Consider the following 25,153-nt stretch of genomic DNA (forward strand, 5'->3'; position numbering starts at 1 on the left):
TATGAAAAAAAGCGCAATTGATATCTGGGTTGGAATTTTTGTTGCCATTGGATTGTTGGCTGCATTATTTCTGGCATTGAAGGTGGGCAATATGAATGCCGTTTCCTTTGCGCCAACATATAAAATTTCTGCGCGTTTTGACAATATTGGCGGTTTAAAGCCCCGTGCACCCGTTAAGAGTGCTGGTGTGGTCGTTGGGCGTATCGCTAATATTTCCTTTGACGACAAAACATATCAAGCAACGGTTGTCATGACGATCGAAGATGCTTATAAGTTTCCAAAGGATTCTTCTGCCAAGATTTTGACATCAGGACTATTGGGTGAGCAGTACATTGGGCTTGAGGCTGGTGGGTCTGATGACATGTTGGCTAACGGTGAAAAAATTACCCAAACTCAGTCTGCAATAGTTTTGGAAAGTTTAATTAGTCAATTTTTGTATAACAAAGCGGCTGACAGCGGCCAAGACAAAAGCGCAACAAAATAATGCTTTTAGTGCCTAGCCTGATAAACAAGATGAAACGTTTTCTCTTGCTTTGCATGGCGACCGTGCTGGTTGGTTGCGCTTCTATTCCTGCTGGAGTAGAGCCTTCCCCCCAAGATCCTTGGGAGCCGTTCAATCGATCCGTGTTTGAATTCAATGAAGGTTTGGATGCCTATTTGTTGAAGCCCGTTGTTGCTGGATATCGATTTGTATTGCCTGAGTTTGTGCGCGAGGGCATTTATAACTTCTTTAGTAACTACAACGATATTTACACGGCGCTGTTTAATTTGTTACAAGGCAAACCTGGCTACGCTTTTAATGACTTTATGCGAGTTGCGGTGAACACCACGATGGGGCTTGGTGGTTTATTGGATTTAGCTACTCCTGGCGGTCTTGATAAACACAAAGAAGACTGGGGTCAAACGCTGGGTGTATGGGGTGTTCCAGCTGGCCCATATGTAGTTCTTCCATTTTTTGGGCCAAGCAATGTACGGGATACCTTTGGTACTGTTGCCGACTTAGAGTCAGATTATTTGTTTAGATTACTTCCAGACGTCGCTTTACGTAACAGTATTACAGGATTGCGTGTGGTCAATGCCCGTAATACTTATTACGAGGCAGGTGATTTATTGGATGGCGCTGCAATTGATAAATACAGCTTTATGCGGGATGCGTATATTCAGAGGCGTCAGTATCAAATCAACGAAGGTCGTGATGATGAAGAGCCGCAAATGCCTGTTTATGAAAATCCTTATGAGTAAGCAAATTGCTCAAGCGTCTAAAATAAGACTTCATTAAGTGAGTTGAAAGATAGTTCCCATGAAAAATGTCAAAGTAGTTTCACTATTTTTTGCACTAAACATCTTTTTGTTTTCAGGAGCCTCATTTGCGCAAACTCCTGATGCGGCCACGACTCCTGATGCGCTGATTAAGATGGTCGTTACTGATGTGATGGCTTCGGTGAAGGCGGATCCAGAAATTCAGAAGGGCAGTATTCCTAAAATTGTCGATTTAGTCGAAAAGAAAATTGTTCCCTACACCGATATGCGCCGTACCACTGAAATGGCAATGGGCCCGAATTGGAAAAAAGCAAGCTCAGAGCAACAAGCTCAACTCACCACGGAATTTAAAAATCTATTAATTCGCACTTACTCAGGTGCATTGAGTCAGCTGCGTGATCAGACGGTTCAATTTAAGACTCTGCGAGCCGCTCCAGACGACAAGGAAGTAGTTGTGAAAACTGTAGTTCTGGGTCGTGGCGATCCAGTTCCTTTAGATTACCGCCTAGAGAAGACCGACAAAGGCTGGAAGGTATATGACATGAACATTATGGGTGTTTGGTTGGTTGAGGCATATCGCAATCAATTCGCCAATCAAATTAGCCAAAATGGTATCGAGGGTCTTGTGAAATTCTTGCAAGATCGTAATAAGCAGTTAGCAAGCGCTAAGCCAGCGAATTAATCCAATCGTTTAAAGATGTCTTTCCAATTGCCCGCTACTGTTACGCAAAAAACAGCAACTCAGCTGGAGATAGAGGGATTACGTCATCTCAAAAGTCTCACTACTGTTGATTGCTCTCGGTTGAAGGATTTTGACTCTACTGTTTTAGCCGTTCTTCTGGCTTGGCGAAATAAGTTAAAAGAAGATAAGCAATCTTTATTTATTGAGCGTGCCCCAGAAAAACTAAAAGTGTTGGCCAAGGTGTATGGCGTTTCTGCCCTGCTAGGGATTTAAGTAAGGTAAGAGTAAGCAATAACATGCATTCAGCAATATTGATTCAGCAAATCTCAAAACACTACGGAGCTCTACAAGCATTAAATGATGTGTCTTTGATCATTGAGCCAGGCGAGTTCTTCGGTCTTCTTGGTCCGAATGGTGCTGGTAAGACCACCTTAATTTCAATATTGGCGGGCTTAGTTAAAGCTGATAAAGGTCATGCATCGATCTTAGGCGCTGATGTTCAAAAATCCTTTCGTGATGCACGTCGAATGTTGGGTGTTGTTCCACAAGAACTGGTTTTCGATCCCTTCTTTACCGTTCGCGAAACTTTGCGCTTTCAGTCTGGTTATTTCGGTATTCGTAATAACGATGCCTGGATTGATGAAATCATGGCTAGCCTGGATCTCACAGGGAAGGCTGATAGTAATATGCGCGCTTTGTCTGGTGGTATGAAGCGCCGGGTATTGGTGGCTCAAGCCTTAGTTCATAGACCGCCCGTCATTATTTTGGACGAGCCAACTGCTGGTGTAGACGTAGAGTTACGCCAATCTTTGTGGCAATTTATTAGCAGATTAAATCAAGATGGTCACACGATTGTCTTGACCACACATTATTTAGAAGAAGCCGAAGCACTCTGTAAGCGCATTGCTATGCTAAAACAGGGCAAGATTGTTGCATTAGATACTACTGCCAACTTATTGACCCGATATGGCTCAACCAAAAAAGATGGCGAAGGCAAAACTGATCTCGAAGATGTTTTTGTGAACATTATGTCGGGAAGCGCTCAATGAGTTCAATAAAAAAAGAGCAGCGCCAAGTCTTGAATAAACCAACTTTGGAGTATGGCAGCGGCTTTCCTACTTTATTGCGTAAAGAGATAAAGCGTTTCTATAAAGTGGCGTTTCAGACTGTCGCTGCACCTGTGTTAACCGCCATTCTGTATCTTATGATCTTTGGTCATGTGCTTGAGGGTAAAGAAGTGTATGGGCGCTTAAGTTACACAGCCTTTTTGATACCCGGTTTAGTCATGATGAGTGTCTTGCAAAATGCATTTGCAAACACCTCATCATCTCTTATCCAATCCAAGATAACGGGCAACCTCGTGTTCGTTTTACTAGCCCCGCTCAGTCACTTTGAGTTTTATACGGCTTATATTCTGGCGGCTGTTTTTCGGGGTATCGTTGTTGGTCTTGGCGTACTGCTGATTACGCTTTGGTTCAACGTCCCCACGCTAGAGTCGCCCATTTGGATTTTGGTGTTTGCCTTTTTAGGTGCTGCTATCTTAGGAAGTCTTGGTTTAATTGCAGGAATTTTGGCCGATAAATTTGATCAATTAGCCGCATTCCAAAACTTCATCATCATGCCAGCGACGATGTTATCTGGGGTTTTTTATTCGATTCATTCTCTACCAGCGGCGTGGCAAGTAGTGTCACATTTCAACCCTTTCTTTTATATGATTGATGGCTTTCGTTTTGGCTTCTTTGGTGTCTCAGATGTATCGCCTTGGACTAGCCTAGCAATTGTGTTTTGTTTCTTTGTGGCGGTATCAGCCATTGCCTTGCGCCTATTGCAAAAGGGCTATAAGCTCCGCCATTAATCATGTTTTATTAGGAGAGAAGTATGTTGCCAGCCCCAGAACAAATTGAGAGCTATATCAAGCAAGGTATTCAATGCGCCCATATTCAGGTTGAGGGTGACGGACAACATTTTTTTGCAACGATCGTGAGCCCAGAGTTTGAGGGTAAGCGTTTAGTACAGCGTCATCAGTTAGTTTATGCAGCCATGGGTGATCGCATGAAGGCCGAAGTTCATGCTTTGTCAATTAAGGCATTTACTCCAGAAGAGTTTGCACAGAACCCCTCGGCATAACAAATCAAATTTAATTAAGCAAACTCACTAAAGTTTTTACTGGAATTATTTAATGGATAAATTACGGATGGTAGGCGGGACTCCGCTGAAGGGCGAAGTCAAAATTGCCGGTGCAAAAAATGCCGCCTTGCCAATTTTGTGTGCTTGCTTGTTAACTGATCAACCTGTTGTTTTGCGTAATGTTCCAGATCTTCAGGATGTGCGCACGATGCTAAAACTTCTTCAGGAAATTGGCGTGACCGTGAGTTTTCCGGACGTAACAGATCGCAGCCATATTGTTTTGAATGCGGCAGTGATTAAGAGCTCTGAAGCAACCTATGAGATGGTCAAAACCATGCGTGCTTCTATCTTGGTTTTGGGCCCACTACTTGCAAGAATGCATAGCGCTAAGGTGTCATTGCCAGGTGGCTGTGCGATTGGTGCGCGCCCCGTAGACCAGCACATCAAAGGCTTAAAAGCCATGGGTGCCAGCATCAAGATTAAGAGTGGTTATATCCAGGCAGAAACAAAGCCCCCAACGGATCGCCTCAAAGGCGCGTCCATTCTGACCGACATGATTACCGTTACGGGTACAGAGAATTTATTAATGGCCGCTACCTTAGCTTCTGGCACAACGATTCTTGAGAATGCGGCTCGTGAGCCAGAAGTAGGTGATCTCGCAGAATTACTTGGCAAGATGGGCGCAAAAATTTCAGGGATCGGAAGTGATCGCTTGGTTATTGAGGGCGTTGAAAAATTACACGGCGCCGAACACTCAGTCATTCCAGATCGTATTGAAGCAGGAACATTTTTATGTGCCGTAGCGGCGGCTGGTGGTGAGGTGCTTGTTAAAGAATGTCGCCCGGATACTTTAGATGCGGTCATCGTGAAGCTAAAGGAAGCCGGTCTAAAAATGGAAGTTGGATCTGATTGGATTAAAGCTTCTATGCATGAGCGTCCTAAAGCGGTTAGCTTTCGCACTTCAGAATATCCAGCATTTCCAACAGATATGCAGGCACAGTTAATGGCAGTCAATGCCGTAGCAGCTGGCAATTCAACGATTACCGAGACGATTTTTGAGAATCGCTTTATGCATGTTCAAGAACTTAATCGTTTGGGTGCGGATATTGCTATTGAGGGCAATACGGCAATTGCGCAAGGTGTTGAAAGGCTCTCGGGTGCAACTGTGATGGCGACTGACCTGCGCGCTTCTGCCAGCTTGGTGATTGCGGGTCTTACCGCTCAGGGTGAGACGCAGGTAGACCGGATTTATCATCTAGATCGTGGCTATGACCGTATGGAGCAAAAGTTAACCCTTTTGGGCGCTAATATTGAGCGGGTCAAGTAACTTACTTGAGTAACTAGGAGATAATTGAGTCATGAAATTGACTTTGGCCCTCTCAAAGGGGCGTATCTTCGAAGAAACTGCTGAGATCCTATCTAAGGTTGGCATTGTGCCAAAAGAGGATCCAGAAAAGTCTCGCAAGCTCATTATTGAAACATCAAACCCTGATGTGCGTTTAATTATTGTGCGCGCATCAGATGTGCCAACTTATGTGCAATTTGGTGGTGCTGATTTTGGTGTAGCCGGCTTGGATGTTTTGATGGAAAAGGGCACAGATGGTTTATATGTTCCTTTTGACTTAAACATTGCAAAGTGCCGTATGTCTGTAGCAGTACGTGATGGTTTTGATTATGTTGCAGCAGTAAAACAAGGTTCGCGTCTCAAGGTAGCAACTAAGTATGTCAACTGCGCGTGCGATCACTTTGCTAACAAGGGTGTGCACATCGACACTATTCAGCTATATGGCTCGATGGAACTTGCCCCATTGGTTGGGATGGCTGATGCGATTGTGGATCTCGTTTCTACTGGTAATACGCTCAAAGCTAACGGCTTAGTTGAAGTAGAGCCGATTGCAGATATCAGCGCTCGCTTGGTAGTGAATCAAGCCTCATATAAGCGTAAGCGTGCTCAGTTACAACCAATTTTTGATTTATTGAAATAAGTTTCAATGTCATCTCAAGTTCAGGTCAAGCGACTCAATAGTAGTGATGCAGGTTTTAAAGAAACCCTGCTATCCAGTCTTTCTTTGCCGATGGCCGATGATGCGGCCATAGATGCCGCTGTAGTGAATATATTGTCAGCCGTAAAAGAACGAGGCGACAACGCGGTTCTAGAATTCACCAAGCAATTTGATCGACTCAATATTGCCAGCGTTGCTGAGCTCGAGATTTCTCGGAGCGATTTAGAGAAAGCTTATCAAGAGCTATCAACTGAGCAAAAAGATGCTTTAGATATTGCTGCGAAGCGAGTACGCGCCTATCACGAGCGTCAAAAAATGGAGACGGGTTGTCATTCATGGGAATACGAAGAGGCTGACGGCACCAAGCTTGGCCAAAAAGTAACTCCATTAGACCGCGTCGGGATTTATGTTCCCGGGGGTAAAGCCGCATACCCTTCATCCGTTTTGATGAATGCAATCCCTGCGAAGGTGGCTGGAGTTGCTGAAGTCATCATGGTGGTGCCCACCCCAGATGGCGCACGCAATCCTTTGGTGTTGGCGGCTGCATATCTAGCTGGTGTTGATCGAGTATTTACGATTGGCGGCGCTCAAGCCGTCGGCGCATTGGCTTACGGTACCAAGACCATTCCATCTGTAGATAAGATTGTTGGTCCAGGCAACGCTTATGTTGCTGCTGCTAAGCGCAGAGTATTTGGCACGGTGGGCATCGACATGATTGCCGGCCCTTCAGAAATTTTGGTTTTATGTGATGGGTCTACCAACCCTGATTGGGTGGCTATGGATCTGTTCTCTCAGGCAGAGCATGATGAGCAAGCACAATCCATTTTGTTATGCCCTGATGCGGTCTTTATTGAGCAAGTGCAAGCCAGCATTAATCGATTGCTGCCAGAAATGCCCCGAGCTAAAGTGATTGCCGTTTCGCTAGCCAATCGCGCTCTGTTAATTCAGGTAAAGGATATGGCGCAGGCCTGCGATATCGCCAATGCTATTGCGGCTGAACATTTGGAAATCTGCGCCGTTGATCAGCGAAAGTGGGCTGAGAAAATCCGTCATGCAGGCGCGATTTTTATGGGCAACTTCACCAGTGAATCTCTTGGTGATTACTGTGCGGGTCCTAATCATGTATTGCCCACAGCACGTACTGCTCGCTTCTCATCTCCGCTTGGCGTTTATGACTTTATTAAGCGCTCAAGCATGATTGAGGTAAGCGAAGCTGGTGCTCAAACTTTAGGTCAGGTGGCAAGCACGCTTGCGCATGGCGAAGGTTTACAAGCGCACGCACGCGCAGCCGAAATGCGCCTTAAGAAATAAACTTACTTAAGCAAAAATAAGCGATAAAAATTACGCAAGAATTTCTTTTAGAGCGGCAACGAGTTCGCCACTTTGTTGATCTGTGCCAATGGTAATGCGCAAAAACTCTTCAATGCGGAGCGACTTAAAGTGGCGCACAATAATGCCGCGATCTCGCAAGGCCTGATATAGCTTTTGACCAGCATATTTGGGGTGGCGAGTAAAAATAAAATTTGCCGTTGATGGAAGCGTATCAAATCCCAATGCATTTAATTGCTCAATTAATTTAGTGCGAGTCTGGATTACCTTGGCGCTAGTTTCCTCTAGGTGCTCTTGATCTTCAATTGCGGCAATGGCGCCAGCCTGAGCCAAGCGCCCCAGTGGATAAGAGTTAAAACTGTTCTTAACGCGCTCAAGTCCTTCAATAAGAGTTGGGTGACCCACTGCAAATCCCACGCGCAGTCCAGCTAGTGCCCTTGATTTAGAGAGCGTGTGTACTACGAGTAGATTTTCTGGGCAGTTAGCGCCGCGTAATAATGGGATGCAAGATTCTGTTCCGTAATCAACATAGGCTTCATCGATGATCAAAACAGAATCTTTATTTTTATTAAGTAATCTTTCAATTTCTGAGCGACCAATAGATCGACCAGTTGGCGCATTCGGATTTGGGAAAATCACCCCGCCATTTGGGGTCATGTAGTCATTGAGATTGATTTCAAAATCTCTCCCCAAGGGAATAGTTTTGTAATCGATTCCAAAAAGTTTGCAGTAAACCGGATAGAAACTGTAAGTTATGTCGGGGAAATGAACTGGCTTACTCTGTTTAAGAAGCCCAGCAAAAACGTGAGCCAGCACCTCATCTGAGCCATTCCCTAAAAAAACCTGATTTGGGTTTAGGCCATGCAATTTAGCGATAGCTTGTTTTAAGGCTGTACCCTCTGGATCAGGATAAAGGCGTAAATCCTCAGTTGTTTGCTGACTAATCGCAGAAAGTGCCTTTGGAGATGGCCCATATGGACTCTCATTGGTATTGAGCTTGACTAGTCGCTGCATTTGCGGCTGCTCCCCTGGGACATAAGGGGTTAAAGTTTGCACAACGGGGCTCCAAAAACGGCTCATGGGGATAGTCAACTTAATTTTTAATAATTTGGCAAAGGCTTATCTGTATTTCAATATCTTCTAGGAATGATATTATGAGGCTTCAATCAACACTTCGCCTCGCGGCGTAATGAAGCATGCGGCAAGCCGACGTTACCCGAAATACTTCGGAAACCAAAATACAAATTTCCATCAATTTGGATGGTACTGGTAAAGCTGAGCTGGCCTCAGGTGTACCCTTCTTAGATCATATGCTTGATCAAATTGCGCGTCATGGCATGATCGACCTCAAAGTGGTTGCCCAAGGCGACACCCATATTGATGATCATCACACTGTTGAAGATGTGGGTATCACTTTAGGGCAGGCTTTTGCCAAGGCAGTTGGCGATAAAGCGGGAATTACCCGTTACGGCCATTCTTATGTCCCTTTGGATGAAACCCTATCTCGTGTAGTGATCGACTTTTCTGGTCGTCCTGGCTTGGAATTTAATGTGCCTTTCACACGGGCACGTGTAGGCGAATTTGATGTTGATCTCAGTATTGAGTTCTTTCGTGGTTTTGTGAACCATGCGGGGGTGACTTTGCATATTGATAATTTGCGAGGCATAAATGCTCACCACCAAATTGAGACAGTCTTTAAAGCCTTTGGTCGCGCCTTGCGCATGGCTTTGACTATAGATCCACGGGCATCTGGCGCGGTTCCTTCAACCAAGGGAAGTCTTTAATCTCGATTTTTGCTTCTTCTTAGATCAGTGCAAAAGATAGGCTAATTTTGGCGCAAACCATTGCGATCGTTGATTATGGAATGGGCAATCTCCGTTCCGTATATCAGGCATTTCATCATGTAGCGCCTGATGAGAATGTATTAATTGCGCACAAGCCAGAGGAAATTCGCAATGCTGATCGTGTGGTCTTGCCTGGACAGGGGGCCATGCCAGATTGCATGAAGCATCTTGAAGAGTCAGGCCTTTTAGAGGCTTTATTAGAAGCATCAAAAGCCAAGCCTTTATTGGGTGTCTGTGTAGGCGAGCAAATGCTATTTGATAAAAGTGCAGAAGTGCGCCCTGGTGAGCAATGGACTTCTTGTTTGGGCCTGATTCCTGGCGAGGTGCGCCGTTTTGAATTAGCCGGCAAAAAGCAGGCAGATGGCTCGGCTTTCAAAGTTCCGCATATGGGCTGGAATCAAGTACGACAAGATCGTCAGCACCCCATTTGGAATGGCATACCAGATTTAACAAGCTTTTATTTTGTGCACAGCTACTATGTTGTGCCACAGCGTGCAGAAGATGCGGCTGGTTCTACAGAATATGGTGATTGGTTTACATCCGCGGTTGCAAGAGATAATATTTTTGCAACACAATTTCATCCAGAAAAAAGTGCAGAATACGGATTAAAGCTTTATCAAAATTTTGTAACTTGGCAACCCTAATTGTTTAATTATTTTTTTAGCGTCTCACTATGCTACTCATACCTGCAATAGATCTTAAAGATGGGCACTGTGTTCGATTAGAACAAGGTGACATGGATAAGGCGACTGTATTCTCTGAAGATCCTGGTGCGATGGCTGCTCACTGGATTAGCAAGGGTGCACGTCGTTTGCATTTAGTTGATCTCAATGGTGCTTTTGCTGGTAAGTTGAAAAATGAATCAGCAATTAAATCGATTCTGAAAGCAGTGGGCGATGAGATTCCGGTGCAGCTTGGCGGTGGTATTCGTGATCTAGAAACAATTGAGCGTTTATTGGATGATGGCGTGACTACGGTGATTATTGGGACTGCTGCGGTGAAAAACCCTGGCTTTGTGCAAGATGCTTGCACTGCATTTCCAGGTCATGTCATGGTAGGTTTAGATGCTCGTGATGGAAAGGTTGCTACAGATGGCTGGAGCAAGATTACAGGTCATGAAGTGATTGATCTTGCTAAAAAGTTTGAAGACTGGGGTGTAGAGGCAATCATCTATACGGATATTGGTCGAGATGGCATGCTCAAAGGCGTCAATGTTGATGCCACGATTAAATTGGCTCAAGCGATTCGCATTCCAGTGATTGCGAGCGGCGGCTTATCTAATAACAAGGATATTGAAGCTCTCTGCAAAGCAGAAGAAGAGGGCGTCATGGGCGTAATTGCTGGCCGCTCAATCTACTCAGGCGATTTAGATTTAGCAGCTGCCCAAAAGTATGCCGACGAATTAACGCTGAAATACGCAAAGAAAATTATCTAGTGCTAACCAAGCGAATTATTCCTTGTCTTGATGTGACTGCGGGAAGAGTTGTTAAGGGCGTTAATTTTGTGGGCTTACGTGATGCTGGTGATCCAGTTGAAATTGCGAAACGCTATAACACTCAGGGTGCTGATGAGCTGACATTCTTAGATATCACTGCAACATCCGATGGTCGTGATTTAATTTTGCACATTATTGAAGATGTAGCTTCACAAGTGTTTATTCCATTAACCGTTGGTGGCGGTGTGCGTGCAGTTGCTGATGTGCGTCGATTACTAAATGCTGGCGCCGATAAAGTCAGCATGAATTCTTCAGCAGTAGCCAATCCTGATTTGGTATCGGATGCTGCGGCATATTATGGCTCGCAGTGCATCGTTGTAGCAATTGATGCTAAACAGACCGAGGCGGGTAATTGGGAGGTGTTTACCCATGGCGGCAGAACACCCACAGGTAAAGATGTGGTTGAGTGGGCATGCGAAGTTACTGCAAGAGGCGCTGGTGAGATTTTGTTAACCAGTATGAATCGTGATGGCAGTAAAGATGGTTTTGACCTTGCCTTAACTGCGGCAGTAAGTGACGCTGTCTCAGTTCCTGTCATCGCTTCTGGCGGGGTCGGTAATTTGCAACATTTAGTAGATGGCATTAACAAAGGTCACGCTGATGCCGTTTTAGCTGCCAGCATCTTTCATTATGGCGAGTTCACCATTGGGCAGGCAAAGGAATATATGGCTGCCCAAGGAATTCCAGTGCGTATTTAGAGTATCGAAGTAGTATTCATTATTCAGGGGTTTCACTGTAAAGTTCAGGTATGACCCAATCCCAAAATATCCCAAAAAGTGCATTTACCCCGACTCCATCTATTCAGGCGGGCCCATGGCTAGACGCTGTTATCTGGAACGAACAGGGCTTGGTACCTGTTATTGCCCAAGAATTCGGCAGTAACGATATTTTGATGATGGCCTGGATGAATCGCGACGCCTTGTTAGAAACCTTGCGATTGGGTGAGGCGGTGTACTGGACACGTTCAAGACAAAAGCTTTGGCACAAGGGTGAAGAATCTGGCCATATCCAGAAAGTGAAAGAGATTCACCTAGACTGCGATGGAGATACGATTTTGCTGATTGTTGAGCAAAAAGATGGCATAGCTTGCCATACTGGCCAGCACAGTTGTTTTTTTCAGCGCTGGGACTCATCCAAGTCTGCTTGGGTGAATGAATCAAAGTAAAAGTATCTAACGAGATATCAAGGCAATAAAAGACATAAAATGAGCTTATGAGCAGTACTGCAAATAAACTTTCTAATTTAGATTCTGCATTGGCGCATTTGGCTGACGTGGTTGATCAACGTCGAGATGCTTTCCTGGCTGGCAAAGCTGATCCAAAAACGTCCTATACCGCTTTATTGTTTTCCAAAGGCGATGATGGCATCTTGAAAAAGATTGGCGAGGAAGCCACGGAAACCGTGATGGCTGCTAAAGATGTTCGCAGTTCTAATTTATCTTCAGAGCAGAAAAAACTCTTCGTTGGTGAAATGGCTGACTTATGGTTTCACTGCTTGATTGCACTCTCTCAATTTGAGTTACGCCCCGAAGATGTAATCGATGAGCTTGATCGTCGTTTGGGAACTTCAGGAATTGAAGAGAAGGCTGCCAGAAAAGCGGCTAATAAAGAGTAAGCCAAGAAGAAAAGCATGAGTCACGATCCAAATTGCCTGTTTTGTAAGATTTCTCAAGGAATGATTCCATCCTCAAAGGTATATGAGGATGAAGAAATATATGCATTTAAAGACATCAACCCAGCGGCGCCAGTTCATTTTTTAATGATTCCTAAAAAGCACATTCCCATGCTGGAATCAGCGGAAAGCGTGGATGCCCCCTTGCTAGGTAGAATGATGGAATTAGCACCCCGTCTTGCTAAAGAGCAGGGTTGTCGTCCTGGAAAAGATGGTGGGTTTAGGTTGATGGTGAACAACGGGGCGGATGGCGGTCAAGAGGTTTATCACTTGCATTTGCATGTGATGGGTGGACCCCGACCATGGAAGAAGTAAGGCAATAGATATTTAAGAATTGCAAGGAGATTAAAGATGGGTTCATTTAGCATTTGGCATTGGTTAATTGTTTTGGTCATTGTGATGCTGGTTTTTGGTACTAAAAAATTACGCAACATTGGCCAAGACTTGGGTGGTGCCGTTAAAGGCTTTAAAGACGGCATGAAGTCTGGCGAAGAGACCAAAGAGCAAATTGCGCAAAGCTCTGGCACTGCAGATAAAACTGTTGATGTGCAAGCTAAAGACGTAAATAAATAATTCTTATTACATATCGCATTAATTGAAACTCCTATTGGCTTATTGATTGCGATAAATGATTGATTTAGGGGTTTCAAAACTTGCGTTGATAGCAGTAGTTGCTCTGGTGGTGGTTGGTCCAGAGCGCTTGCCTAAAGTCGCCCGAATGGCTGGTAATCTTTTTGGGCGCGCTCAGCGCTATATGGCAGACGTTAAGTCAGAAGTGAATCGACAAATGGAGATGGAGGAATTTAAAAAATTCCGCGAAGAGAGTACCTCCGCTCTAAAAGAAGTTGAAAACAGTATTCACTCAGTTGCAAACGAAGCTAATGCTAATTTAACTGATCAAGCAGACATTTTTGAGACGAGCTTTGAAAAGCCCCCCTTAGATGAAAAAGAGGTACTTCGTAAATCTAAGCGACAAGGCCGCAATAGCTGGGGCGTAAGGCGAGCTGCTAGACCGGTTTGGTTCAAGCGTAGTTCTGGTATTCGGACAAGAGTGCAATCAGGTGCAGCCAGAATGAAGCGCTTTCACCATAGCGCTGGTAAATAACTAGCGTACAAAAACAACAAAATATTCGCATGACAGAAAACCATTCTTCTGAAGATTCAGGAATCCAGGAATCTTTCTTATCGCATTTGTTTGAACTGCGCGACCGCGTAGTGAAATCCGCCTTAGCGATTATTTCGGTTTTTGTTTGTCTCGTGTATTGGGCGCCTGATATTTTTCATCTGTTTGCACAACCCTTATTGCAAGCCTTGCCAGCAGGCGGGAAGATGATTGTTACGGATGTGACGGGATCATTTTTTGTGCCCATGAAGGTGACAATGTTGGTTGCATTTCTGATTGCTTTGCCGGTAGTGATGTATCAGCTTTGGGCATTTATTGCACCTGGCCTCTACATGCATGAAAGAAAGTTGATACTTCCATTGGTGGTCAGTAGCTATACCCTTTTTATTATTGGCATGGCGTTCGCTTATTTCCTGGTCTTCCCGACAGTCTTTAAATTCATGGCCAGTTATAACGCACCTCTTGGTGCGGAGATGTCTACTGATATCGATAACTACCTAAGCTTTGCAATGACTACCTTCTTGGCTTTTGGCATTACTTTTGAGGTGCCGGTAGTTGTAGTGGTTCTAGTACGCATGGGCATGGTTTCTTTGGAAAAGTTAAAAGAAATACGCCCATATGTGATTGTTGGCGCATTTGTTATTTCGGCAATTGTGACACCGCCAGACGTGTTATCTCAATTGTTGCTGGCAGTGCCTATGACATTACTTTATGAGTTAGGTTTATTAATTGCCAGGCTCTATGTACCTAAATCAACTGAGGATGTAGAAGTAAGCGGTTAGGTTAGTCAAGAGTCAAGTTCTGTAATTTCGGGGTCTATTTGTTTGGGAATGCTCTTAGCAAAAGTGGCGCTTAGCCAGTCAGTAACTTGATCAAAGCGATAACGTCTTTGGCGTAAATTGCCTTCAATTTCAAGGTCAGAGCTTGCGAAGACCTTTCCAGCTGCTAGCAGGGCGCGACGTTGTTGAATCGTTTCTATTTGAATGAGTCTTGGAAGTATCTTTGGCAACTCCCAGCGAATATCTACAACTACGCAATGCTCATGCTGTAATTGACTAACTTCACATAACAATAATTCTGCCTTACTAAAGTTAAATTGATTTGCGAGGACGATGCGGTGACAAAGCATGAGCCAACCCTCATCAAGTTTATGTTCGGAGTGGTGACTAATTGCTCTCTCAGCAAATTGGGCAAGCTCATACCAATCATTCTTAGTGGGATTTGGACAGCTCTTCAAAATTTTCGCCAATAGTTCTTCAGCTTCAGCTATTCCTTGCTGATGGGATTGCCAAACCCAATATGAGGCTTGTAAGCCCCGCACCTTTTCTTCTAACTTCTCTCGCTTACGCCAAAGATTGGCGCCTTTGCGATATTGCGCCTGAGGGTGGCCAAGATCAGCAGCTCGATCAAAACAGCGATCACTCTCTTGGGCGTTGTAGCCAGAAAATTGAGGACGTCGATAAATTTCACCCAAGGCGTACCACGCATCTCGATCACCATTTTTGGCAGCAAGCTCTAACCAGTAGGCGGCTTTTTTGAGTGATGCATTGGATTTATTTTTTGTGGCACCGTCTAGCTGGGCAAGACGTAAGCCAAGAGTAAGTTTTGCTGATGTAAGACCAAGTTCAGCAGCTTGAATGAGCGCTGCTTCATTTTGATTTTCTAGCCAATCGTTCCACAAAGAAGAGAGTGCTTCATTTTTGGGTTGCAGCTTAATGAGTAACTCTTTAGCTAATTGCGCGAAAGCTTGGTTGCTTTCTGCAACATCTATCAGAAATTGGCGGGCAGTTTTTTGCAAAGCACCTAGTTCGGGTGACTCAACACCATCGCCAAAGCCATTATTCTTTTTAAGCCATTCGCCAATTTGATTCTGCAGCTCTTGATGAACTGGATTGATGAGCAGACTAGCAAGTTGCCATTTGGCTTGAAGATTTATTTCGGGGGGCGCTGATGAAGATTTAGATAATTCCCACAAAATGTTCCATCCAAAGCCAAATCCTGGGGTATTAAAGGTCTGGTCAAGGGGGATGTTGGCAATTTGTCTTAAAACATCAGTTATTTGGTTCCCCGCCACGCTTTCCTGGCTAAACATTTGACCTTTGAGAGAAGAATAGGATTTTTCTAGCCAAATCAATGCATTAGAGGGTTGAATCGGGGTTTTGAACATACCCGTGAGGTAGGCTTCCGCTAGCTTTTGTTGTGCTAATACATCACCTGTTCGTGCAGAACTAAGGATTTTTAAGAATTCGCGGCTTGCCATATGACAATTTTGTCATTCAACACCCAATAAAGGCAAGAAATAGGAGTCTTGTTGCCGTGATACAACGAAGAAAGCCAAAAAACTGCCTTTTGACAAGCAAAAAGAACTCCTAAATGCCCCAACCCACAGTCTAATTGTTCAAAGGACGGAAAATTCATTGGTCCCGGCTTTATTTGGGCATTACTTTCAATTTATGGAGATTTACAGAATGAAAAAATCGCTATTAGCAGTTGCAGCTTTGGGTGCTTTTGCATCTGCTGCTCAAGCTCAGTCCAGCGTAACCGTTTACGGTATTTTGGACGTTGGTTATGTTGGTGGCAACACTCGTGTTGCTGATGGTTCAACAGGTCTAGTTACAAAAACCACTCAAAATTCTTTTTTAAATAACGCTGAATCTACTTCACGTTTAGGTTTCAAGGGCACCGAAGATCTCGGTGGTGGAGCTTCTGCATTCTTCACTGTTGAGCTTGGCTTATCTCCAGCCGACACTACTTCTGGCTTTAAGAGCTCTGCAACTACAGAAAACCGCCAGTCTTTTGCTGGATTGGCTAAAAAAGGTCTCGGTAACTTTGCAGTTGGTACCCAGTACACATTGCTTCACAATGCTGTTGCAGCCACTGACGCTGGTCAGACCAACAACATCTTGGGAGACATGATCTATACATCTGGTACTGGTAACGGCTCAATTGCTGCTGCTAACTTGGGTAACTACACCAGTGGTGCTTATTCAGCCGGTGAGTCATACACAATTCGCACTCAAAATACCTTGACTTTGAATACAGAGAATTTTGCTGGCTTCACAGGTCATGGACAGTTAGTAATGAATAACAACAACGCTTCTCAAACTACTTTGAGTGGCGTGAATGGTTATACTGGTGGCACAAACAACCAAAATGGTTGGGGCTTAGGCGTAGACTACACATGGCAAAAGTTGCTTGCTACTGTTAACTACCAAGCTTTTAGTGCCAAAAATTCATATAATATGAATGGCGGGGCTGTTAGCGTTGCCAACTACAACACTGCATTGTTTGGTGCTGGTCAATCCTCTATTTTGGGTAGCAACGTAAATGACAACCAGTGGTATGCAGCTGCCACTTATGATTTTGGTATCTTGAAGGCATATGCTCAGTACATCAATCGTAAAGTAACTGCAGCACAAAATACTGGTTACTACGCTAAGCGTACTGGTGAGCAAATTGGTGTTCGTAGCTTCATTACTCCAACAATTGAAGCATGGGCACAAGGTGGTTTAGGTAAAGAAACCACCTTTGGTGCTAGCAACCCAGCAGCTAATCTAACTTCATGGCAAGTTGGCTCTAACTACTGGTTGAGCAAGCGTACAAACTTATATGCAATCTATGGACAAGTTGGTACATCTAACGTTTCTATTGTGAACACAACAAATCCATCTAGCTTTAATGCAAGCAACTATGCGATTGGTTTGCGTCACACTTTCTAATTTGTTGCTAGCGTAGCTAGTTAAAAGTTAGATTTAGGTGTAATAAGCCCGCTATTTTATATAGCGGGCTTATTTTTTATAATTACTCAAAAATAGTTTTCTTTGTGATCGTTAATAATTATTTGTATCTCAGCTTATTGATCTGATTAATTAAAAATGCCTCTAAGGCCTTAATTGGGCTCAAATCATAAAAAAGTTTATCTTTTGACTGTTTCGCTTTTAGTCTAATTGTTTGGTTGAATTTATGGTCTTGGACAAGTTTTACTACCAAGTCAATATAGCAATCCTCATCATTTGCAATAAGCTCATCAAGCCCCATTCTTTTTAGTATTCCGCTGGCTAGCCTTCCCCGCATAAATAAACCTTCTCTGGTAACAATAGGTAAATCACACTCAATCGCCTGCATTGCAGTGTTAAAACCTGAAAATCCAATAGTGTCTAAAAATACAGCGGCGATCTTGAAGAGTCCATAAAGCAATTCAGATGATTGCCACGGAATGAAATGAACATATTCTTCAAAGATTAGCCCCTCATCTTCAAACACTTTTTGTAATCTATTCTTAAATAGAATGGAAATTGCCCTTTCTTTATTGGTAAAAAAGATAAATTGACATTTATTTAGGCGCTTGGCAATGGCCGTAAAGACCCAATCGAACTCTGGAGCATATTTAAAATGTGTTCCTGGGCAAATTAGGATTGGGTTTTCATAGGATAGGCCTAGCATGGGTAGGTCCGGGGTTTTTGGTGGGATATTTAAGCCTTTGTAGAAGCAGCCTAGGTTTGGCAGTTTAAGAAGTTTCTCTCTGTAATTGTGATCTGCATTTTCTGGCTCAAAATTTTCTGCTGAAACGTAGTAATCAATCGTTGGTAATCCTGTTGTTTCAGGGTGACCCCATAGGGAAATTTGAATTGGGCTTAAGCGTAGATTGGCTAACTGACATGTTAAAGGGTCCATGCCAATCTCTGGGTAAATAAGCGCATCAAGTTGAGCAATATTAATATCAGTAGCCCATTCTATTAATGCGGCACTTTTTTGAGTAAAGCTTGTGGCTAGTGATTTTGCAGTTTCGGTTTCAGAGTCGCAAAAATTACTTAGATAAAAGATATGAATTTCAAATTCTTCATGATTAAGATTCTCAACCAAACCTTTAACGATTGCGTTCCAAACGGAGTGGTTAAAAATGTGTTTACTAACGATCCCAACTCTAAATTTTTGTGATGAATCAGGCGATACATTTTTTTGGAGAAGATTATTTTCGCTCTGCCAATAGCTCATAACTCGATAACAAATGTCTCCATACCTTGAAATTATTTGATTGTTATTAATTTCTTGATAGGCCAAAAAGAATGGTTGACGGAGACCAACAGCCTTGTAGGCATCTGGAATATTGCCTTCGTTCAGCCAAGAGCCCAAATTATCCAATTCGAGGTTAAATTTAGCTCGAATGGAAGTTATTTCTTGATTGTTGGTTATTACGGGGGGGATGCAAGAAAATGCGAGGCACCATTTTGCCTCTGCATTTTTGGGGTCCAAAGATAAAGCCTTATGGAAATCAGAAATTGCCTGCTCTGTTTGACTCTGAGATTCAAAGCGATTTTGTAATTCGAAAAAGCTTCCGCGAGAAATGTAGAGAGCAGGCTTATCTGGAAATAATTTTATTGCCTTAGTAAGATCTTTAATAGCCTCTCCAAATTCTTTTAATTCCCCCTTGGCCAACCCCCTTATGGCATAGATATCAACTAATTTTGGATTTAATTGAATTGCTTCATTGAAGTGCTCAATGGCTTTGGGGTAATTGTCGATCTCATAAAATGCATGACCCATTTTGTAGTGGCATAGTGCATTATTGGGGTCAATCTCCGCAGCCTTGTGATAACAATTTAGTGCTTCATTTAGGCGGTGATTTGATTGGAGTGTTTGGGCGGTTTCAAGCCACGCACTTAAGTGATTTGGGTTAATTTTTAGGGAAACGTCAAAGCAGGTCAAAGCTTCATCTAAATGATTTTGTTCTCTTAAGATGACGCCTTTAGCAAGCCAAGCTTCAAACAGGCTGGGTTTAAGTTTTAATGCATTTTCTATGAACGGAAGCGGGTCACAAATATTTAGCGCTTTAAGGCTTAGCCCCTTATTTAATAAAGCCTCAGGAAACTGCGGATTTATTTCAAGGGCTTTATCAAAGGCTTCCAAAGCATTTTGATGCCGATGAAGGGCGGTTAAACTCATCCCAAAATTAACCCATGCCTCTGGGTTGGCTGGCATTAGTCTTGTTGCCTTCTCATGATGAAGTATGGCTTCTTGATGCTTGTTTGAATTTGCTAATGCTTTTGCAAGGTTATATTGCAGTGATGCGTCTTGAGGATTAAGGGCCGCAGCTTTTTTTAAGAACTTAGAGGCTTCTAGGTGATTTTCTTGAGATGCTTTAATTAAGCCAAGTATGTGAAGTGCAGGTAAATTATTTTTTTGGACTTGTAAGATCTTCTCTAGCAGCTTTTCAGCATATGCATAATCTCCTTTTTGAAAGGCCTGAATTGCCTGACCTAAAATCGAATCCAATGGCGTGCTCATAATTATTTTTTAGTTAAAGGATGCAATTTTTGTTTTTAGGTCTTGCATTACAGATTCAATTACATTTGCCCAATCATTTTTCCTTACCTGATTGTAAAGTCTGATTGTTGGATACCAGGGTGAATCGGTTTTATTTATTAACCAACGCCAGCAGGGTTCATAGCGATTCAAGATCCAAGTTGGCTTTCCCAGTGCAGCTGCAAGATGAGCTGTAGATGTATCGACTGAAATTACTAGGTCTAAATTTTCAATAAAAGCAGCGGTGTCAGAAAAATCTTTCAGTTCAGATGCGTAGTTAATTAGATTATTTTTTGGCCAAAAAACTTCTTTATCTCTCAACAATTCTGACTCAGCAGGATCGCCTTTTTGTAAGCTGAAAAATGTCACCCTATCAAGATGTTGTAGGGTGGAGATTGTGCTTAAGGGAATATTTCTTTGTTCATTGATGGCGTGAAGCTCAGGCTGATTGGCTCTGAAACCACCACTCCAGACAAGCCCTACACGAAACTGATTAAATTCCTTTAATTTTTCGCTCCAAGCCTGACTTTTGGCCTTATCGGCAAAAATATACGGAGATTTATGGGGTATAGATTCAAGATCTGTTCTTAATAGCAGTGGGGCACTCATTAAGGGCAGCTGAAAATCGTAATCATTTAAGTTTTCTGGTTCAACAACAATATTGATGTTTTGAGAAAGTGTCCTGATGGTTTGATGAAGTGTAAGTGGAGTAGCAAATGTAATATTTGCACCTAGCTTTTCAAGTTCCGGTATAAATCTGCAGAATTGAATGGTGTCTCCTAAGCCTTGTTCGGACCAAATCAGAATCTTTTTATTTTTTATATCCCCAATATTTGAGAGTCTTGGAAGCATGTTATAGGCTGTATTTAAGGGGCTATTTTCGATAAATGCACGTGCCTCAAAGTTTCTCCAGCCGTTGGTATAGTTACCAAGGGATAGCTCAACTAATGACTTATTCCATTGGGCCTGAAAATAGTTAGTTCGCAAGTCAATTGCCTTTTGATAGGCAAAAAGGGAGCCCTCATAATTTTTCAGCGCACTCAGTGTAATTGCCTTGTTGTACCAGGCCTCAGCGTATTGGGGATTTAGTGATATTGCATTCTCAAGCTGCTCTAGGGATGCCTGGTCTTGACCAAGCTCATGAAGTGAGCTGCCTTTATTAGACAAAGCTTCAACATAATTTGGATTGATTGCCAAGGCTTGATCATATAGCTTTAAAGCTTCCACATGTTGATGAAGCGCGCTTAGTGTAATTCCTTTGTTCACCAGGAGTTTTGGGGAATGGGGTTGAATTTCTAGAGACCTTCTATGTAATAAAAGAGCTTCTCGATAGTTTTTAAGAGCATGCAATACAAGGCCTTTGTTTGACCATGCCTCTGCATAGTTTGGGTTTAGTAATATCGCTTTATCATGATGATTAAGTGCTTCCTCAAATCGCTTAAGTTCATAAAGAACATTGCCTTTGTTTGACCATGCCTCTGCATAGTTTGGTTCAAATTTTGTTGCCTTAGAGTAGGCCTCAAGCGCTTTATCAAGATATCCCTGCTGGAAGTAAATATTTCCGAGATTGCTATATGCGATGCCGTTTTTCGGGAACGCACCTATAGAGCCATTTATAAATTTAATTGCTTGATCAAAATTTCCCTGTTGAGCATGAATGACCCCCAAGAATCTTAAAGCGTGATGATTCTTGGGCTCAATTTTTAGGGTTTGCTCTAAAAAAGGTATGGCCTTATTAAATTCAGCCATTTGTAAGGCTTCAATGGCTTTATTGAGCAGAAAAATAATTTTAGGGTCCATTGCTATTGCCAGACAATTTAATTGTTCAAGTATATATTCGAGTGTATATGTTTTGCCTTTACTTTAATTGCAGCATAAAAATGAAAGCAAATTGTTTATAGTCTTATGTATAAATTGGTGCGAATAAAAAGTTGCTAATGAACCGCGAAGAGCTAAATCAACTACTGTCCTTGGCCGAGGTTTATTTCCTTGAAAAAAAGGCTCAGCTTGCAGAAGTAATTCTCCATAAAATCCTTTTGGCATACCCCAAACATTCTAGGGCGAATGAATTACTTGCTTATATTGCGGGCGGCACTGGTAATCTCGATAATTATTACGCATTGCTTAAACTTTCTTGCGAGTCAGATGAATGTACGCCAACTGCTCTTTATTATTACGGCTCCACAAGTTTGGAAAAGGGATGCCTTGCTGAGGCAATCAAAAGTCTTAAATCTTCCTTGGAAAAAGCGGGTGATTTTTTTGAGGGTCTTCATGACTTGGCTACTGCTCAAGCAATGGTTGGAGCAAAAAGTGAAGCCTTGCAAAACTACCAGAAGGCGCTAGCCTTGAATCAAAGCTCACCCGAGCTATTCTTTAACTTGGCAAGACTATATGATGATCTGGGAGAATTAACTCTATCTTTAAAAAATTATGATGAGGCAATCAAGTTAAATTCGAATTACGTTGAGGCTTGGTGTAATAGAGGCATTGATTTGCGAAAAATGCTTCAGTTTCCTGAAGCAAAAAATTCATTTACTAGAGCATTACAAATTAACCCAAATTTTGTGGACGCCTGGATAAGTAGGGGGCTTACGTTCAGTGAAATGGGTCATACAAGAGAGGCCTTAGATGATTATGATCATGCTTTAAGACTTGATCCTAATAATGTAGTTGCTTTGGTTAATAAGGCATCGGTCCTGCATGATATAGGTCGTTATCAGGATTCTGTTCAAACTTATGATCGAGCATTGGCTCTTAGTCCAGACCTTCCATATGCATTTTCTGAGCGATTCCATATAAAAATGAAAATTGCGCAGTGGGATGATTATACGGAAAGCCTAAACATGCTTTGTAACCAGGTTTCACATGAAGGCAGGCCCTCAACCCCCTTTGCCGTGGTTGTAGCATCACACTCTGAGCAAATGAATTTAGAGGCCGCCAAGAGATATGTCTCGGATAAATTTCCCGCTAATAATTTAAGGCCAAAATTTAAGCCGCCTATTTCTGGTGGGAGGGTGAGGGTCGGATATTTTTCAAACGACTACTTTAATCATGCAACCTCTTTCTTGATGGCAGAATTATTCGAGCTCCATAATCGCGACAAATTTGAGATATTTGCTTTCTCGTTTGGCGAAAAACGCGATGATGAAATGCATCAAAGGCTACAAAATGCATTCGATCACTTTATTGAGGTGGGTCATCTTTCTGACTCGGCGATTGCTGACTTATCGAGGCAAATGGCTATTGATATCGCGGTTGATATTAAGGGTTTTACCCGGGCTGCCCGGCCAGGAATTTTCGCAAATTACGCCGCCCCCATTCAGGTTAATTATCTTGGGTACCCTGCCAGCATGGGGGCTGAGTATATTGATTACATCATTGCTGATCCGGTGCTGATTCCAGAAGAAAATCAGAGATCTTTCTCAGAAAAAATTATTTACATGCCAAATTCATACCAGGTAAATGATTCAAAGAGGGTGATCGCTGATGATGAATTCAAGCGCGCTGATTTTGACTTGCCATCTGATGCGTTTGTGTATTGTTGTTTCAACAACACTTATAAAATCACTCCAAATATTTTTGATAGCTGGATGAGGATTTTGAAATGTGTTCCTAATTCAGTTTTATGGCTTTTAGAGGACAACGCACTTGCAAAACAAAATATTCTTTTGGAGGCGAACAAAAGGGGCCTAGAAAAGGGGAGGATTATCTTTTCTACCAGAATGGATCTTCCAGGCCATTTAGCCCGCCACAAGTTGGCGGATGTTTTTTTGGATACCCTTCCTTGTTGTGCACACACTACGGCAAGTGATGCGCTATGGGCTGGATTACCCATAGTTGCCCAGGTCGGCGCAACTTTTGCCGGAAGAGTATCGGCAAGCTTACTAAGGGCATTGGATATGCCTGAGCTAATTGTCGAATCTGGTGAGCATTACGAGAGTTTGGCGATTCAACTTGGGCGCTCGCCTAATGATTTGCAAGCCTTAAGGGTAAAACTTAAAACTAATATTGAAAATAAGCCTCTTTTTAACACAGAATTGTTTATAAAAAATCTCGAGGCTGCTTACCTTTCCGTACTTGAGAGGAAATCAGCGCAATTAGCGCCGGATCATGTGTTCATCAATTAAAGCGGATCCTTTAGGCGAAATACCCTCATTTTTTTAAGCTATCACGGATCTCTCTTAGCAACACAACATCTTCTGGGGTTGGGGGTGCGGGAGGCGCGTCGATGATGCGAATCTTGTTTACAACTTGGACCATTTGAAAGATAACAAATGCGAGCAGGATAAAGTTGATCGAAATTGTAATGAAGTTGCCATACGCAAAGATGGGCACCCCAGCTTTCTTGAGGGCATCGAAGGTTCTGGGCACACCCTCCGGAACGTGCCCCAAAACAATAAACAGGTTGGTAAAGTCAATGTGGCCTCCTAAAAGGGTCGAAATGACGGGCATCACGATGTCATTTACTAGGGAGTCAACGATCTTGCCAAAGGCTCCTCCAATAATTACGCCGACAGCTAAATCGATTACGTTTCCCTTGACTGCAAAGTCTCGAAATTCCTTTAAAACACCCATAATTACTCCCTTTTTTGGATAAATAGCGATTAACCTGAGATTAACCCTATAACTTTCTTGCTTACCCTACTTTTTACTTTAAAATCCTACCTTTAAGCAATTTCCACCCATAAATACCCTTTTTAGGAATTTTGTAAATGAGTGACAAGCCCTGTATGGACAAGGATCGTCGTAATTGGCTGATCGCGACTTCCGCGGTTGGCGGCGTAGGTGCAGCAGCTGCCCTTTACCCCTTTGTAGATAGTTTTGAGCCATCTGAGCGTGCAAAAGCCGCTGGCGCAGCTGTTGAGATCGATATTACAGGCATGAAGCCTGATGAGATGCGTACTATTGAATGGCGTGGTAAGCCTGTATGGGTAATTCGCCGAACCCCTGAGCAGGTGGCTGAGCTATCTAAGCTTGATGGTGAATTAGCTGATCCAAATTCTTTGCGTGACCCTTCTCAATTTACACCCCCTTACGCTCAAAATCAGTGGCGCTCAATTAAGCCAGAGTACTTGGTAGTGGTGGGCATATGTACGCACTTGGGCTGTTCTCCAACCGCCAAATTTGAAGCAGGTCCACAACCATCTTTACCAAATACTTGGCCTGGCGGCTTCCTTTGCCCATGTCATGGCTCAACATTTGACATGGCGGGTCGCGTATACAAAAACAAACCAGCCCCAGATAACCTTGAAGTGCCGCCACATATGTATTTAAGCGATACCAAGATTCTGATCGGCGAAGATAAGAAGGCCTAAG

28 protein-coding genes are annotated in these 25,153 nt (G+C 43.0%); 23 read left to right on the forward strand and 5 right to left on the reverse strand.

Annotated elements, in window-relative coordinates:
* Position 1: 1 nt before the first annotated feature.
* The 10 genes from mlaD to hisD are packed head-to-tail and all read left to right on the forward strand — an operon-like array spanning position 2 to position 7,383.
* Complete coding sequence (gene mlaD / locus NHB34_RS00535) at positions 2–484, forward strand: outer membrane lipid asymmetry maintenance protein MlaD (protein WP_353427593.1); 483 nt, start codon at positions 2–4, stop codon at positions 482–484.
* Between the two features lie 29 nt (positions 485–513).
* On the forward strand, positions 514–1,242 hold the full coding sequence (locus NHB34_RS00540; protein ID WP_353427595.1) for a VacJ family lipoprotein: 729 nt from the start codon (positions 514–516) through the stop codon (positions 1,240–1,242).
* Positions 1,243–1,300: 58 nt separating this feature from the next.
* On the forward strand, positions 1,301–1,942 hold the full coding sequence (locus NHB34_RS00545) for an ABC transporter substrate-binding protein (protein ID WP_353427597.1): 642 nt from the start codon (positions 1,301–1,303) through the stop codon (positions 1,940–1,942).
* Between the two features lie 15 nt (positions 1,943–1,957).
* Entirely contained in the window at positions 1,958–2,215 is a 258-nt protein-coding gene (locus tag NHB34_RS00550; RefSeq protein ID WP_353427599.1) for an STAS domain-containing protein, read from the forward strand.
* Positions 2,216–2,238: 23 nt separating this feature from the next.
* A complete protein-coding gene (locus tag NHB34_RS00555) occupies positions 2,239–2,991 on the forward strand; it encodes an ABC transporter ATP-binding protein (RefSeq protein ID WP_353427601.1) in 753 nt (250 codons plus the stop codon).
* Positions 2,988–3,797: an ABC transporter permease gene (locus NHB34_RS00560; RefSeq protein ID WP_353427603.1), complete on the forward strand. Its 810-nt coding sequence runs from the start codon at positions 2,988–2,990 to the stop codon at positions 3,795–3,797. Before NHB34_RS00555 ends, NHB34_RS00560 begins: the two co-directional genes overlap by 4 nt.
* Positions 3,798–3,820: 23 nt before the next feature.
* Positions 3,821–4,069: a BolA family protein gene (locus NHB34_RS00565; protein ID WP_353427605.1), complete on the forward strand. Its 249-nt coding sequence runs from the start codon at positions 3,821–3,823 to the stop codon at positions 4,067–4,069.
* A gap of 52 nt (positions 4,070–4,121) precedes the next feature.
* Complete coding sequence (gene murA / locus NHB34_RS00570; RefSeq protein WP_353427607.1) at positions 4,122–5,396, forward strand: UDP-N-acetylglucosamine 1-carboxyvinyltransferase; 1,275 nt, start codon at positions 4,122–4,124, stop codon at positions 5,394–5,396.
* Between the two features lie 31 nt (positions 5,397–5,427).
* On the forward strand, positions 5,428–6,054 hold the full coding sequence (gene hisG / locus NHB34_RS00575; RefSeq protein WP_353427609.1) for an ATP phosphoribosyltransferase: 627 nt from the start codon (positions 5,428–5,430) through the stop codon (positions 6,052–6,054).
* 6 nt (positions 6,055–6,060) lie between these two features.
* The gene (gene hisD / locus NHB34_RS00580; protein ID WP_353427611.1) at positions 6,061–7,383 is read left to right on the forward strand and encodes a histidinol dehydrogenase; all 1,323 of its coding nucleotides are present in this window, start codon (positions 6,061–6,063) and stop codon (positions 7,381–7,383) included.
* A 30-nt stretch (positions 7,384–7,413) separates the two neighbouring features.
* Here the strand turns inward: hisD and hisC are convergent, their stop codons facing one another.
* Positions 7,414–8,481 carry a histidinol-phosphate transaminase gene (hisC, locus tag NHB34_RS00585; protein ID WP_353427613.1) on the reverse strand — a complete coding sequence of 356 codons (1,068 nt, stop codon included), beginning with the start codon at positions 8,479–8,481 and terminating at the stop codon, positions 7,414–7,416.
* A gap of 116 nt (positions 8,482–8,597) precedes the next feature.
* Here hisC and hisB point away from each other — a divergent pair, with 116 nt between their 5' ends.
* From hisB to tatC, 10 genes are read left to right on the forward strand one after another with little or no spacing between them, the layout of a single operon-like run.
* Positions 8,598–9,185 (forward strand): imidazoleglycerol-phosphate dehydratase HisB, encoded by a 588-nt coding sequence (hisB, locus tag NHB34_RS00590; protein ID WP_353427615.1) that lies wholly within the window; start codon positions 8,598–8,600, stop codon positions 9,183–9,185.
* A gap of 47 nt (positions 9,186–9,232) precedes the next feature.
* On the forward strand, positions 9,233–9,889 hold the full coding sequence (hisH, locus tag NHB34_RS00595; RefSeq protein WP_353427617.1) for an imidazole glycerol phosphate synthase subunit HisH: 657 nt from the start codon (positions 9,233–9,235) through the stop codon (positions 9,887–9,889).
* Positions 9,890–9,918: 29 nt separating this feature from the next.
* Entirely contained in the window at positions 9,919–10,680 is a 762-nt protein-coding gene (hisA, locus tag NHB34_RS00600; RefSeq protein WP_353427619.1) for a 1-(5-phosphoribosyl)-5-[(5-phosphoribosylamino)methylideneamino]imidazole-4-carboxamide isomerase, read from the forward strand.
* Entirely contained in the window at positions 10,680–11,438 is a 759-nt protein-coding gene (gene hisF, locus NHB34_RS00605) for an imidazole glycerol phosphate synthase subunit HisF (protein WP_353427621.1), read from the forward strand. The genes hisA and hisF overlap by 1 nt, the downstream gene beginning before the upstream one ends.
* A 50-nt stretch (positions 11,439–11,488) precedes the next feature.
* Entirely contained in the window at positions 11,489–11,905 is a 417-nt protein-coding gene (gene hisI / locus NHB34_RS00610) for a phosphoribosyl-AMP cyclohydrolase (RefSeq protein ID WP_353427623.1), read from the forward strand.
* 47 nt (positions 11,906–11,952) lie between these two features.
* Positions 11,953–12,354 (forward strand): phosphoribosyl-ATP diphosphatase, encoded by a 402-nt coding sequence (locus NHB34_RS00615; protein ID WP_353427625.1) that lies wholly within the window; start codon positions 11,953–11,955, stop codon positions 12,352–12,354.
* Between the two features lie 15 nt (positions 12,355–12,369).
* Positions 12,370–12,726, forward strand: coding sequence for a histidine triad nucleotide-binding protein (locus NHB34_RS00620; RefSeq protein ID WP_353427626.1), 357 nt, complete (start codon positions 12,370–12,372; stop codon positions 12,724–12,726).
* A 36-nt stretch (positions 12,727–12,762) separates the two neighbouring features.
* Positions 12,763–12,984, forward strand: coding sequence for a Sec-independent protein translocase subunit TatA (gene tatA, locus NHB34_RS00625; RefSeq protein ID WP_353427627.1), 222 nt, complete (start codon positions 12,763–12,765; stop codon positions 12,982–12,984).
* Between the two features lie 55 nt (positions 12,985–13,039).
* Entirely contained in the window at positions 13,040–13,516 is a 477-nt protein-coding gene (tatB, locus tag NHB34_RS00630; protein ID WP_353427628.1) for a Sec-independent protein translocase protein TatB, read from the forward strand.
* Between the two features lie 29 nt (positions 13,517–13,545).
* Positions 13,546–14,316, forward strand: coding sequence for a twin-arginine translocase subunit TatC (tatC, locus tag NHB34_RS00635; protein WP_353427629.1), 771 nt, complete (start codon positions 13,546–13,548; stop codon positions 14,314–14,316).
* A gap of 5 nt (positions 14,317–14,321) precedes the next feature.
* On the opposite strand, the gene NHB34_RS00640 is transcribed toward tatC, so the two are convergent.
* Positions 14,322–15,794 carry a sel1 repeat family protein gene (locus NHB34_RS00640; protein WP_353427630.1) on the reverse strand — a complete coding sequence of 491 codons (1,473 nt, stop codon included), beginning with the start codon at positions 15,792–15,794 and terminating at the stop codon, positions 14,322–14,324.
* A 208-nt stretch (positions 15,795–16,002) separates the two neighbouring features.
* Between NHB34_RS00640 and NHB34_RS00645 the strand changes: the two genes are divergently transcribed.
* On the forward strand, positions 16,003–17,253 hold the full coding sequence (locus tag NHB34_RS00645) for a porin (RefSeq protein WP_353427631.1): 1,251 nt from the start codon (positions 16,003–16,005) through the stop codon (positions 17,251–17,253).
* 118 nt (positions 17,254–17,371) lie between these two features.
* Here NHB34_RS00645 and NHB34_RS00650 read toward each other — a convergent pair whose 3' ends face one another.
* Both NHB34_RS00650 and NHB34_RS00655 read right to left on the reverse strand, forming a co-directional pair.
* Positions 17,372–19,819 carry a tetratricopeptide repeat protein gene (locus NHB34_RS00650; RefSeq protein WP_353427633.1) on the reverse strand — a complete coding sequence of 816 codons (2,448 nt, stop codon included), beginning with the start codon at positions 19,817–19,819 and terminating at the stop codon, positions 17,372–17,374.
* Positions 19,820–19,828: 9 nt separating this feature from the next.
* Entirely contained in the window at positions 19,829–21,637 is a 1,809-nt protein-coding gene (locus tag NHB34_RS00655) for a tetratricopeptide repeat protein (RefSeq protein ID WP_353427634.1), read from the reverse strand.
* A gap of 137 nt (positions 21,638–21,774) precedes the next feature.
* On the opposite strand from NHB34_RS00655, the gene NHB34_RS00660 reads away from it, so the two are divergent.
* The gene (locus tag NHB34_RS00660) at positions 21,775–23,964 is read left to right on the forward strand and encodes a tetratricopeptide repeat protein (protein WP_353427635.1); all 2,190 of its coding nucleotides are present in this window, start codon (positions 21,775–21,777) and stop codon (positions 23,962–23,964) included.
* A 25-nt stretch (positions 23,965–23,989) separates the two neighbouring features.
* Here NHB34_RS00660 and mscL read toward each other — a convergent pair whose 3' ends face one another.
* Positions 23,990–24,412 (reverse strand): large conductance mechanosensitive channel protein MscL, encoded by a 423-nt coding sequence (mscL, locus tag NHB34_RS00665; RefSeq protein ID WP_353427637.1) that lies wholly within the window; start codon positions 24,410–24,412, stop codon positions 23,990–23,992.
* A 137-nt stretch (positions 24,413–24,549) separates the two neighbouring features.
* On the opposite strand from mscL, the gene petA reads away from it, so the two are divergent.
* On the forward strand, positions 24,550–25,152 hold the full coding sequence (gene petA, locus NHB34_RS00670) for a ubiquinol-cytochrome c reductase iron-sulfur subunit (protein WP_353427638.1): 603 nt from the start codon (positions 24,550–24,552) through the stop codon (positions 25,150–25,152).
* Position 25,153: the final 1 nt, after the last annotated feature.

It is taken from the genome of Polynucleobacter sp. MWH-UH19D (genome assembly GCF_040409795.1).
Taxonomy (GTDB): Bacteria; Pseudomonadota; Gammaproteobacteria; order Burkholderiales; family Burkholderiaceae; genus Polynucleobacter.